Genomic DNA, 13,243 nt, shown 5'->3' with positions numbered 1-13,243 from the left:
TCACATCCATCTATTTTTTTTAGCGATATTTAGATCGTTTTTTAAGTGAATAAAAAAGCCTGTGTCATTTTGATATGACACAGGCTTCTTAAAATCAATATAAGACCGTATCACCCCCCGAAAGTGGTAAGAATGACTTGTATTATATTAAATTTGTTCTTCATTGCTATGGCAATATTACTTAAAAAATTTAAATATGCAAAACATTACCATTTCTTAAATTAGTTTAAAAGTAATGGTATCTCCTGTTTTCTTTTGTGCCAATATATGTATGGATTCTTCCGATAATTGCAAAGCTCTAGTATAGCCTCCTGTAGTTTGACCATCTTTCATTAATATGATTAACTTTCCAGCAGGAGTTAGTTGTACAGTACCAGGTAATGTTGCAGACGTTAACATTGACAATTGATGTGCCTCTAATAATTCATTGAGTTGATATGCCATTCGGTTATTTTCTTTTGCTATTGTAAAACCTTTAGAAAATAAGCGTCCTTGTTGTTCCGCTGATAATTGATCAAATTCGGGGCCCTTATAAACCGTTAATTCTTTATCTAATAAGTGCGATTTTAAAGTTACCTCACTGAGTAAAGGTGAGAAAAGTGTTTCTGGGGTGTATGGAATTTTATCATTTTTAAGAAATGAGCCCTTGGTTGTTACCGGCTTAAACCATGATCTACTACCCAATATTTCATCTGTTTTAAATCCGCCTTTTATAGCCAAATAACCTCTGTAGCCCTTAATGAGCGTTCCATAACTAAGTACATCGCCTTTCCCAATTTTATGAATTTTATGATCTTTTACAGGGATTCCGTTTAATTGAACATCAAATTCTGCGCCGCCAAAAGCGATATAAGTATCTTCCGTAAACTCTAAGGTTGGACCTGTAATTGTAATTTCTAAGACCGCCGCATTTTCTTCATTTTCTAAAAGCTTGTTTAAATGGGTAACCGCATAAGAATCCATTGCTCCAGAAACAGGAATTCCTTGACTCCTATGGTGAAACCGTCCTAAATCTTGTATACTAGTATAAAAACCAGCTTTAAGCATTTTAACCATTCGCTAACATATTTTTAGTAGTAAAAATTCCGATTTCAATTTCTATTTTTAATAGATCATATTCCGATTTTGATATGGCATAAAACTGAATTTTATCCCCAACGCTTACAAAGATTGGAATTTCAACTTTGGCATCAAACAAGGGAAATGGACAATTGCCTATAATATTCCATCCTCCGGGCGACTCTTGTGGATAAATTCCTGTCTGTTTTGACGCTAGGCCAACAGCACCTTTCAACACTTTTAAACGAGGAACTTCCCTTCTAGGTACCTCCATTTCTTTAGATAATCCTCCCAAGTACATAAACCCAGGTAAAAATCCTATACCATACACTGTATATGTAGTACTTGTATGGTTTTTAATTACTTGTTTTGGGGTCATCCTCAATTTTTGGGCCACCTCTAAAAGGTCCACTCCAAACTCCTCATCATAACAAACAGGGATTTTCCAAACAGAATTTTTAAAAAGAATTTGCTGCTCTTCATTTTTATAACAGCCTAAAAGAAAATCTTTGGTTTTATTAAAATTAAAATTGGTATCATAAAAGATCAGTGTTAATGAATTATATGCAGTTACCAATTCAAAATTGTTGTTTTTTAAATAGTTTGCTTTAAGACTTGTACTAAATTGAAGTATGTCATTTAAGATAGCTTCTTCTACGTAATGAGGCCATTCTATGATAATAGCTTTTTCTCCAAATTGTTTTATACTTACGGGGTATTTGTACATTTTTTTATGGAAATGGAATGTTTGGGTAATTCATTATAAAGATACAATAATATACTACTACTGTTTTCGGTATCACTGTGAATACAATACGTATTTGCATTAAATCTAATACTTTTTTTTGAATTAGTAATTACTATATTATTCTTTATCATTGGTAAAATATGATGGAGGACTGCCCTAGAATTTTTAATCATAGCATTAGGCTTAAAACGCTCAACTAAACTTAGGTCATCGTTATAATTTCTATCCATAAAAGCTTCATAACTTATTTTAAATCCTTTTGTAACTGCAAGACCAGCTATTACAGAACCATAGGGCACATAAAGCACAGTTGTTACCTTATAGCCTTCAATAGCCTTTAAAAAAGTGGTAGCCAATTTTTTATTATTTGCAATATCATTGTACAAGGCACCATGAGGTTTTATATGGTGCAAAGTACTGTTATGCTCCTTAATAACAAGTTCTAAATTTTTAATTTGAAGTTGAATACTTTGAATCAATTCATCTTCAGATATAAGCATGGATTTTCTACCAAAATTAATAGGATCTGGATAAGATGGGTGTGCCCCTATTTTTACTCCATTTTTCTTAGCTAATTGTACCATTTCAACCATTTGCTGAAGCGTACCGGTATGGCCGCCGCAAGCAATATTACAGGATGAGATATAAGGGAAAATACGGGTTTCATTCCCAATACCCTCACCAACATCACAATTAATATCGATTTGAAATATATTCTTCTTCATCTCTTTTCCGCATTTAAATTTTTTTACCTCTAAGGTTTCCAATTTATCAATAGCAATAAATTACAAATTCATTTTGAAGGATGGTGTTTAACTAAGTTACCGGAATAACTTAGTTAAGCGGTTTACAATAGGATAAATAGAGCTACCTAACCTTAAAAAATTTCTCAATGGAGATAGCCTTTCCATTTTGCATAAACCCTTCTAAAACCACTTTAAAATCACCTTCTACATCGGAAGTATAAAAGCTAATTTCTTGTGTTTCATGAGCTTTAGTATACAAATGAGGTTCCCATAAAAGTTGGCTCCTAAAATCAGGAAAACGTTTCGTTCTGTTTTGATTTTGAGTGGAGTATTCTTGTTTAAAATAACTTTTATTTTTTTCGGGATAGATTAGTTTTCTTCTCAGAATATAAGCTCCTTGATCTTGCAACATAAAGTCCCCAGTTTTAGTTTGTATTAAAATAACCCCTTGATAGATACGATCCCCATAAACATACTTATCTCTAATAACACTAATGGTTTTAACCTTTCGTGCATCATAATTAATAACCGTATTATAATCCTGTACAAAAACTCCATCAACAAGAACCAAGGGATCTTCACTCTCTGTACTTAATGCGTTACCGTAATAGGTACTTCTCTGCCTAACACGAAGTACATTTTTTTCGTTTTCTTTGGTTGCCCATACATGCTCTATAATTTCTACTAATGTCTCTTTTACTGTATTAAACCGAGTATAATCATCCAAATCAAAAACGAGTACATCCCTTCCATTAAACAAAAATTCTGTTTGCTTTTCAACTATAGAATCTGGCTTTACACTGAAATAACTATTTTCTATTTGGTTATAAACACTCCGTTGCTTAATTAATTTTTCCATTGCCGGACTAATACTGAATTTCTCAAAGTTTAAATCTGAATAATCCAATGTAACATTAGCATCTAACTCAATTTTATACAATTGCTTATGCTTGTGAATTACTTGAAAAACAGCTTCCACTTCAGAATAAAATTCTTCAGATATATTAAAGTAAAAATCACCCTTATTATTAGTATTCGCTATTTTTATAAAGCCATTAATTTTATCCGGGATTGATAAGGATATATTAATGTTTGATACTTTTAAGGTATCATTAATGGGTATAATTTTTCCACTAATAATTTCTCCTCTTACTTCAGGAAGCCAAATAGAATCTCTCTTCAGTTTAAATGTATTAGCGCTAGGTTTATCCTTTAAAACACCTGTTGCACTTTGTTGGGTTGCGTTGGGTTTAATTGGGCTAATATTTCCTACAGTCATTGACAGATTCGCTGCAGAATTAGATCTGTTAATCATTTTAAGGGTAACCTTACTGCGCTTTTTAAAGGAAGTTTTGTCCATAAGCAGTTCAAAATTATCGTCTAGCTTATTTCTTAATTGTGGTTTTTCTAGCCTTAATTGCACATCGTTTTGCTGTAAAATAGCTTTTTGATTTTCTTGATAGGGATTAATTATACTGATATCTTCCTGAAAAAATGAATTCTGGTTTACCATCCACTTGGTGTATCCAATAATTTTATAATTCCCAGACGGTATGGATACTGGAATAAATAGATCACTAGATGCCATTCCTTTTTCTAACTTCAATTTTTGCTTAAGAACCACGATCTTATCTTCAGACACCAATTCAACATATCCAATATCACTCAATGAACTTAAGTTATCCGTGTCTCCATTTAAGCAATAAAAGGAATAGTAAAGTGATTCCCCTACAAATAGCAATGAGGAGTTCATATGAAGATAGACTTTTTCTGTTGGAATCTTGGACCGAAATAATTGATCAGTAGGACTATTCGGTATACTTTGCCCCTTAACACTGCTTATGGCACTGATGATGATTACAATTCTATAGATTAATTTTTTCATTCGCATTTTTATTATTCTTCCCAAAATTCGGGAATAACATTGGTTCCAAACGTTGTACAATCACCACACTCTAAATAAGTTACCTCATATGGTCCTTGTGGATTGTCAGGACCAAAATCACAATCAATTGGCGGGTCAGCTGTTAAGCATGGATTTTCTTGTGAGTAAACTACTCTATTTTCTTCTATCATTGGCACCAATTGGTAAGGCCATGGCGTAATTCTATCACAACTATAGGGGTATTCTGGACCGTCACTATTTGGATAAAAATCTTGATAGTTAAAAAATATTCGCTCCGATCTCGTGACAGCAGAAACATCAAAAAAACCAATGACATTATTCTCATTATTTTCAGCGTAGATATTGCCTTTTATGAATCCCGGTTGTACCTGTGAAAATAGATTTTGAGAGCCCGAAAAATCATTTAAATTTTTATAAAATGCATAAGCCTCCCGCGAAACGGAATATTGTTTAACTACGATAGAATATCTGTTAGCAAGTACATAATCTGTAATTGGAATAAAACGAATTTGAGTTTTACGTATTCTATCTGTATTTAAATCTACTCCCGACTCTAGAATATTGGATATAGAATAGTTGGTTACATAACATTCTTTTTTTTGTTCTGTTTTTTGAACCAACTCAAAAGTTATTGGATTTTGAGACACCAAAATTAAAGTGGAATCATTGTACTTTGGAACAATTACCTTATGTGTCTCTTCATATTCATACCTGTAATAACCCTTTTCACCAGAAGGATTATAACTATCTAAAAAAACTCCGACCCCTAGGGCACCATCTTCATCTGTTTTTGCTTCTGCATAAACATTTTCTATCTGTGTGTCTTGTGGTATAATTTCAGATTTGGTTGTATACTTTTCACCGCTATCTGTTTCTATAAAAAGCGTATATTCTATAGTAGGTTGCGCACTAAATTCAACCATAGAATTATATATTCCTGGGGCAGTTTCCGAAAACACAAATTCATTATTCTGATTGTCCTGTATACGAACAACAGCCCTTTGTTCTGCGGCTGCATCATACTCTTCAAACCGGAAGGTTCTACTTAATCTAATTTCATGGTTTTTGTGTTCATCCGTTAAAACAGCCTCTACCACTAGTAAACTTTCAAAAGATTCAGTTTTAGCATTAAATTCTTCAATGCAACCAATAGCCAAAAGAAGTATAAACATACTTAAAATAATATGTTTCTTATGGTTAAAAAATTGTTTTAAATTGAATTTCATTTCTACTTTTTATAATTAGTCTATCCAAAAATTAGGTTTAATATTAGTTCCGATTACAGTACAGTCTCCACATTCTTTAGATACAAATAAATACGGTCCTTGTGGAATGGTAAAATCACACTCGATTGTTGGGGCTATAGTACAGTAATTAATACCAACATAAACATAACCCCAATCTATTAAATTTTTTATTATTGCAGGGTTTACGGGTTGTATTGTGTTACACTCATACGGATAAGAAAATATATAAAAATCAAAGAAATCTCTATAATTAAAAAATAATCGTTTGCTTGTTACTGAAGACACATCAAAAAAACCAATTACATTATTTTCATTATTTACTGAAGATATGTTACCCTGTAAGAATCCAGGTTGCCTTTGAGAAAACAAACTTTGATTCCCGGAAAAATCATTCAAATCTTTATAAAAAGTATAAGCCTCTCTAGATACTGAATACTGTTTTATAAAAATAGAATACCTATTAGAAATCATATAATCTTCCTTATTAATAAAACGAATGGGAGTTTTCAAGAGTTTAGTAGAATTTAATCCGACTGATGATTTTAAAATATTTTTATCAGAATAATTTGTGCTATAACACACTTGTATTTCTTTAGTTTTTGGGACTTCCGTAAATGTTAATAGGGCTTCAGAAGAAATTATTAAATCATTAGGGTCCCATTTCGGAACAATTATTTTATAGGTTTCTTCATATTCAAACCTGTAATAATCGGTTTCACCTATAGGGTCATTTGAATCTAAAAACACTCCTATACCTGTTTTTCCTTCTTCATCCATTTGTTCCTCTGCATATATATTTTCTATTTCTGCTCCATTTTTAAAAATTTCTGATTTGGAAATATATTTTTCACCTAGACCTGTTTCTATATATAAAGTATACCCTACTTCTGCTTGGGCACTAAATTCTGTCACAGAAGTATATATTCCCGGATTAGACTCTATAAACAGATATTCACTGTTCTGGGTATCTTTAATACTAACAACTGCAAATTGTTCAGGGGCTGAGTTATATTCTTCAAACCTAAATGTTCTACTTAATTTAATTGTATGCTTTTTATTTTCATTTGTTAAAACGGCCTCTACTACAAGTAAACTTTCAAAGGATTCGGTTTTGGCCTTGAATTCTTCTATACACCCTGTAGCCATAAGCAAAGCAAACATCACTACAACATTTTTTTTATACCTATCCAATTTTAAAAATCCGTTTTTCATTTTGAAATCAGAATTTAATATTATATGAAATCGTAGGAATTGGAATAGAAAAAATTGAACTTTTATATGCTTTTACGTCCCCATCCTTAGTCACAAAAAATACAGCATATGGATTGTTTCTCCCCAAAACATTATATATGGAAAAATTCCAATAACCATGCCCCGGTTTTTTTAACTTATGATTTCCTTCTACATTAAAACTTAAATCTAACCTGTAATAATCAGGGATTCTGTATTTATTTCTATCACTATAAACGGTATACGTAGAACCTTGATATTCAAAATTACCTATGGGGTATGTAATTGGCCTTCCTGTTTGGTATTCAAAATTTGCTGAAAGACTAAATCTCCTCGTTAATTTTAAGTTTGAAACTATACTTAAATTATGAGGTTTGTCGTAATTTGAGGGAAAATAATCACCTTTATTCACTTCCTCCTCTTCAAAATCACTATCTAATTTTAAGAAGGACCTTGAGTAGGTATACCCTATCCACCCATTAAGTTTACCTTGGTTCTTCCGTACTAAAAGTTCTACCCCATAAGATTTACCTTCTCCCTGTAATATTTCAGTCTCTACATTTTCATTCAACAAAAGTTGCGCGCCCGTTTTAAAATCTGGAATATTTTTTGATTTTTTATAATAGCCCTCAATACTAACTTCATAGGTATTCCCTTCTATATTTTTAAAAATACCCAATGCTATTTGTTCCGATTGTTGTGGTTTTACGTTATAATCTGATAGTTTCCAAATATCAATTGGAGACATTGTTGTATTGTTCGTTAAGGTATGAACATATTGATACATGCTGTTGTAACCCATTTTAAGAGATACCTTTTTATTGAGCAGGTATCTCCCAGATAATCGGGTTTCTAATCCGCCATAGTTTTTTACAATTTTATTTTTACCAAAACTCAAGGTATCAATAATAGTTTCTTCATTTTTTGGCATATTATTTTGATATACTCTGGGTGAAGCACTACCTAACGCTTGAAACATGGAATACCGAAGCCCCATGCTTACCAGCCATTTGTCGTTTATTTCATAGTTATCTGTAAGATATATAGCAGATTCCATACCCTGCTCTTTGGCTATATGTAATGATGCTATATCCGAGCTCTCTCCCAAAGGATCTATATTTCCAGGGCTAACAATGTATTTTTTGGAAGATACCCCATAATTTATTTTATGTTGTTTACTAGATAGGTAATCAATATTCAATTTTAACCCAATTTCATTAATGTCGTAATAAAAAGCAAAATTACTATTGCCCACACCTTCATAATCTATGTTGTATTTATAATGACTATTGAAAATGGAAAAACTTCCTATATTTTTTTCGTTGATTTTTTTTAACCAATTTACAGAAAACAATCGGTTACTATAGGTATACATAGAATCTGATGTAATACTAAAGTCGTCCTTACTATAATAGGCCGTACCTCGTATTTCACTTGTGTTATCTATTTTGGTATTAAACTTGGCAACAAGATCAAAAAAAGAGGCTTTACTATTTTCTAGTGATTTCTCATTTAAGGATTTTAAGATCCAGTCAGAATATGAACTTCGACCTCCAAGCATTACAGCCGTTTTATTCTCCTTCAAAGGAATTTCTAGAGCCACATTATTTGTTACAGGTCCTATAGATGCCTCTCCTTGAAACTCCTTTAAATTAGCATCTTTTGTTGTAATATCAAAAACGGATGAGAGTCGACCACCAAACTGTGCAGGAACACTTCCTTTATAAATTTTAATGGATTTTGTTGTGAATGGATTTAAGGCTTGAAAAATACCGAAAAAATGTGCCGGATTATATAATACTGCATCATCCAAAAGTATTAAGTTTTGGTCTGTTTTGCCTCCTCTTACATTAAACCCTCCCGAGCCTTCACCGGCAGTAGTTATTCCTGGTAAGGTTGTAGCAACTTTTAAAATATTGCGCTCTCCCATAACCATTGGAATGTTCTTAGTTTCTTCTGAACTGATTTCATTGGCACCCATTTCAGCTTCTTCAACATTGCTGTTTTGGTTACCATCGAGAATAACTTCATCTAATTCTTCTATATTTTCAGTCATAGCTATATTAAGGACACCATCATTATAGGCGATAATCTTCTTCTGAATTTCTTTAAACCCCATAGAACTAATTACAAGCTCATTTTCACCTTTAGGGATCGATATTTCATAATAGCCAAGACCATTTGACACAGTTCCTGAACCCGCGTTTTGAACAAAAATTAAAACATCTGAAATTGTATTCTCGCTTTTACTGTCTGTGACATATCCACTGACCGTAAACATTTTACGTTTGTCTAGAACGTTTTCCTTGCCGATAATAGAAGTTTCGGTCTCAATTTCTCTTGAAGAACTATTTTTGGAATAAAAAATTGGCTTATTTACTACAGGAGAATGCTTTTCTTCATCAACGGATATTTCTTTTTTTCCAAAAAAATTAGGAGGTAATTCGCTATAAACAACCCGGTTTTGAGTAAGAATTATACTTTTGGAATTTAGAATAAAATAATTAAGATTTGTTTTCTCAAATATAAAACCTAGAACATCTGACAAAGCTGCGTTCCTAAAGCTTCCCGAAATAACATTTTGGTCCAACCATTCCTCAACGAAATAAAAGGTATAATTAGTTTTTTCTTCTAAAGTATGAATTACATCAATTCTTTTGGCATTTTCAAAACTTAAAGAAATTAAATCTTTGTTTTCTTGAGCAAATCCGAAAACCAAAAAATGAACAAATAAGACGGTTATAATTTTAGTTCTCAAATTCACTTGTTTTAGTTTGTATTAAAATTTGCAAACCTTCTAAAAGATGAATCATATCCAAATCTAGTGATGACTTTTTAATACCATATTTTTTAATTTCTTTTTTATATTTTGGAAAAACACTCATAAAATCACTTCTATTTTTTACCCTATAAAATCTATTTTCATAAAGGATGAAATTAAAATTTGCTTTCTTATATTTATAAAGTAATCTTTCATCATCCACTATAGACCGCCGTGTTTTTTTATGTTTTTTAAAGAGGGTTATGGAAGGTGATTCATAGAGTACCTCTGCAAACCCATTTATACCTGCACCTTGGATTTTATAGTTGTTCAAGTTTACAAATTGATTCTCACCTATAAAAAAGCGTTCAACCTTATTTTTAATAGGTTGTATGGGTATCAGCATTCCTTCCCTATTTTTAAGATGAATTAAAAGTTCTTCTTCAAATAAATCATATTTGAGTTGTAAATCAAAATACGGTTGTCCACTATACACTAAAGATCCAATAAAAAAATCATAGGATTCAAAATACCGATGTGTATTCTTAAATGATTTATTTTTCTCAAAGAAACCATCACCAGTATCAAGGTAACCATTAAAGATGGCTGTATTTTCAGGCCCAACCTTAGCATCAAACCAATTGTATATCTCAGCTGTAGTCGAAACTTCCTGAGACCAAACCAACCGTGAAATTAAGGCGAAAAATATAAGAATAAAAGTTCTTATGTTTTTTGATATCATATTCGGTAAAAATTTAAATGTGTATCAAATACATACACAAAAATCAATTAATTAAAAAGGTGAATTTAACCAAAATTTTATTTCAAAAAATAAAAACAGAGAAATAAAACATACAGGAGGATTAACCAAATTATTATCCCTTGAAAAATAATGAAAGGTTGTATTCGTTTTATCAATTTTATACAAAGGTAAATTCACAAAAAAAGCTTGGCCCTACTAACAAAAAAATGAATAGTTACCACTTTTAATTCCTATCGAATTACTTTACTGACTATGCTTAATTAATTTGAAATCGAATCATATCATTACCTCCTTGCAGGGTACACTTTATTCACATCCTCTAAAAAAAACAATTCAGCTAATGAATTCATTTTTAATGCATTTCATCTAAAACATAAAAAGATGGCTGTAGTTCAACGAAAGTAAGTAATAAACCTAAAAAAAATCTGTTATAATAATCCCAAATGAGATTAAACCTACTTTGAATGACATGTTTAGAATGTAAGAATGAGCTTAGCCATATTGAACTTAAAAATGCGATAGACGCATTTGGTGTTGCATTATGTACCAAGCATCAACTAAGATTAAACAAATTAATCTTAAAGAATAAAACCCCCAAAGAGGCCATACAATTGTACTATGGTCTGAAAGAGAAAAACGTAAACCCAATGTTAGAGTGGTGGGATGGTAAAAAGTCTGTTGACATAGCCATATCTCGCGTAAAGCTCAATATTGAGATTGACACTGAATACAACATGCTTACGCATGAACAGGCTCTAAATGACTTAGAAGAAGCAATGCATTCTTTTAAAAATGGGTTTACAACTATTAAAATCCCAAACGATTTAGTACGGCATCATTTTAAGGAGACCGTGAACAATATAATGGGTATCGTAGAAGGCCTTAACACCAATATTAAAAAAATTTAAAAAAATTAGTACAGCCTACCTTGCAAATAATTGAAGTTGATGTTTTTAAAAATCATCAACTTCAATTATTCTACACTATTCCATTTTTATCTTTATATTAGGCTCTTCAAGTTTACCGAAAGATGAAAAACACAGTATTTACCGCTTCTTTACTTATATGTTTATTTATGGCATTTAACGCTAGTGCCCAAGATTGGGCTAATTTAAACCGGTTTAAAAAAGCCAATGAAAAATTAGAGGAACCTGATAAAAATGAAGACAGAGTTGTTTTTATGGGGAATTCAATTACACAGGGTTGGGGCAATCTTATGCCCGAATATTTTTCAGACAAAGCCTATATCAATAGGGGAATTAGCGGACAAACTACACCGCAAATGGTATTGCGATTTAGGCAAGATGTAATTAATCTAAAACCAAAAGTTGTTGTTATTTTGGCAGGCACCAACGATATCGCAGGGAATACGGGACCAGCTACATTAGAAGAAATTGCAGACAACATTAAGAGTATGGCGGAAATAGCACGTGCAAACAATATTAAAGTTGTTATTTCTTCTACCCTACCCGCATTTGATTATAAATGGAGCCCCAATAAAAGCCCAAATACTAAAATTCCAGCGCTAAACGCAATACTTAAAGCATATGCCAAAGAAATGAAAATTGTCTATTTGGATTATTTTTCGGCAATGGCTACGCCAGAAAACGGATTGAAAAAAATTCATTCTAAAGATGGGGTACACCCCAATCTTCTTGGTTATCAGTTAATGGCTCCTCTGGCCGATAAGGCAATTGCCAAAGCTTTAAAGAGAAAAAAATAGGTACCTCATGATGCAAACACCACTAATAAGCATCTTAATACCTTTTAAAAATGTAGCTGCTTATTTTGATGAATGTATCCTATCTATCCTTTCACAAACCTATAAAAACTGGGAGCTAATTGCTATAAACGACCACTCTACAGACAATAGTGAACAACTATTGCATTCTTATGTTACCCAAGATTCGCGAATTACATGTACAACAAATACAGGAAAAGGTATAATCCAGGCACTACAACTTGCCTACACCTTATCTAGCGGAATATATATTACAAGAATGGATGCTGATGATATTATGACTCCCAATAAATTGGAGGTTATGCTAAGTTCACTTTTAAAAAAAGGAAAAGGACATATTGCAATTGGAAAGGTTGAATATTTTTGTGCGACTGGTGTAAACAACGGTTACAAACGCTATGAAGAATGGCTCAATAAACTAACGATTACTGGAAGTAATTTTTCTGAAATTTATAAGGAGTGCGTCATCCCATCTCCTTGTTGGATGCTACATAAAAACGATTTTGAAAAAGCTAATGCCTTTAACCCCAATAGATATCCTGAAGATTATGACCTTGCATTTCGCTTTTATAAAACAGAGCTACAATGCATTCCTTGCAACCAAGTTTTACATCTATGGCGAGATTACGACACTAGATCCTCGAGAACTAGCGCGCATTATGCTCAAAACTACTTTTTAGATATTAAATTAGACTACTTCTTAGCATTGGAATACAAATTAACCCATACCCTTATTGTTTGGGGCGCTGGATCCAAAGGAAAAGAAATTGCTAAAAAATTAATACACAATAAAACCCCTTTTCTTTGGGTTTGCAACAATCCTAAGAAAATTGGAAAGGATATATACAACCAACGTTTACTACATTTTTCAGCCATATCTTCCGTAAAAAAAAGTCAAATCATTATAACTGTGGCTAATGAGGAGGCTCAAAAAAGTATTAGAAATAAGTTAAAACAGTTCGAATTAGCAGCTATGAAAGATTATTTTTTCTTTTGCTAAAGAAGCAGATCCTTTTCATCTAATTGCTTATATTTGGGAAAT

General features: G+C 32.0%; 11 protein-coding genes. 3 read left to right on the top strand and 8 right to left on the bottom strand.

Translation table 11 applies throughout. The features are described from left to right. Positions 1–216: 216 nt before the first annotated feature. The 8 genes from MWU65_RS05855 to MWU65_RS05820 all read right to left on the bottom strand — a co-directional run bounded on the left by MWU65_RS05855 (position 217) and on the right by MWU65_RS05820 (position 10,439). Positions 217–1,056 carry a biotin-dependent carboxyltransferase family protein gene (locus tag MWU65_RS05855; protein WP_247076248.1) on the bottom strand — a complete coding sequence of 280 codons (840 nt, stop codon included), beginning with the start codon at positions 1,054–1,056 and terminating at the stop codon, positions 217–219. Beyond that, positions 1,049–1,786, bottom strand: coding sequence for a 5-oxoprolinase subunit PxpB (gene pxpB, locus MWU65_RS05850; protein WP_247076247.1), 738 nt, complete (start codon positions 1,784–1,786; stop codon positions 1,049–1,051). The genes MWU65_RS05855 and pxpB overlap by 8 nt, the downstream gene beginning before the upstream one ends. Beyond that, positions 1,768–2,532: a 5-oxoprolinase subunit PxpA gene (pxpA, locus tag MWU65_RS05845; RefSeq protein ID WP_247076246.1), complete on the bottom strand. Its 765-nt coding sequence runs from the start codon at positions 2,530–2,532 to the stop codon at positions 1,768–1,770. The genes pxpB and pxpA overlap by 19 nt, the downstream gene beginning before the upstream one ends. 142 nt (positions 2,533–2,674) lie before the next feature. Beyond that, a complete protein-coding gene (locus tag MWU65_RS05840) occupies positions 2,675–4,438 on the bottom strand; it encodes a hypothetical protein (protein ID WP_247076245.1) in 1,764 nt (587 codons plus the stop codon). Positions 4,439–4,449: 11 nt separating this feature from the next. Next, positions 4,450–5,685 (bottom strand): DUF4249 domain-containing protein, encoded by a 1,236-nt coding sequence (locus MWU65_RS05835; protein WP_247076244.1) that lies wholly within the window; start codon positions 5,683–5,685, stop codon positions 4,450–4,452. Between the two features lie 15 nt (positions 5,686–5,700). After that, complete coding sequence (locus MWU65_RS05830) at positions 5,701–6,918, bottom strand: DUF4249 domain-containing protein (protein ID WP_247076243.1); 1,218 nt, start codon at positions 6,916–6,918, stop codon at positions 5,701–5,703. 7 nt (positions 6,919–6,925) lie between these two features. Then, the gene (locus MWU65_RS05825) at positions 6,926–9,700 is read right to left on the bottom strand and encodes a TonB-dependent receptor (RefSeq protein WP_348646024.1); all 2,775 of its coding nucleotides are present in this window, start codon (positions 9,698–9,700) and stop codon (positions 6,926–6,928) included. Beyond that, positions 9,684–10,439, bottom strand: a complete 756-nt coding sequence (locus MWU65_RS05820; RefSeq protein WP_247076241.1) for a hypothetical protein — start codon at positions 10,437–10,439, stop codon at positions 9,684–9,686. The genes MWU65_RS05825 and MWU65_RS05820 overlap by 17 nt, the downstream gene beginning before the upstream one ends. A gap of 485 nt (positions 10,440–10,924) precedes the next feature. On the opposite strand from MWU65_RS05820, the gene MWU65_RS05815 reads away from it, so the two are divergent. The 3 genes from MWU65_RS05815 (at position 10,925) to MWU65_RS05805 (ending at position 13,201) form a co-directional block, all read left to right on the top strand. After that, positions 10,925–11,368 (top strand): hypothetical protein, encoded by a 444-nt coding sequence (locus MWU65_RS05815; protein WP_247076240.1) that lies wholly within the window; start codon positions 10,925–10,927, stop codon positions 11,366–11,368. A gap of 122 nt (positions 11,369–11,490) precedes the next feature. Further along, complete coding sequence (locus MWU65_RS05810) at positions 11,491–12,183, top strand: SGNH/GDSL hydrolase family protein (RefSeq protein WP_247076239.1); 693 nt, start codon at positions 11,491–11,493, stop codon at positions 12,181–12,183. A gap of 7 nt (positions 12,184–12,190) precedes the next feature. Next, on the top strand, positions 12,191–13,201 hold the full coding sequence (locus MWU65_RS05805) for a glycosyltransferase family 2 protein (RefSeq protein WP_348646023.1): 1,011 nt from the start codon (positions 12,191–12,193) through the stop codon (positions 13,199–13,201). The last annotated feature ends 42 nt before the right edge of the window (positions 13,202–13,243 follow it).

Origin of the sequence: Cellulophaga sp. F20128 (assembly GCF_023015805.1) — a bacterium.
Taxonomy (GTDB): Bacteria; Bacteroidota; Bacteroidia; order Flavobacteriales; family Flavobacteriaceae; genus Cellulophaga.
This window is presented reverse-complemented; position numbering and strand designations above follow the sequence as displayed.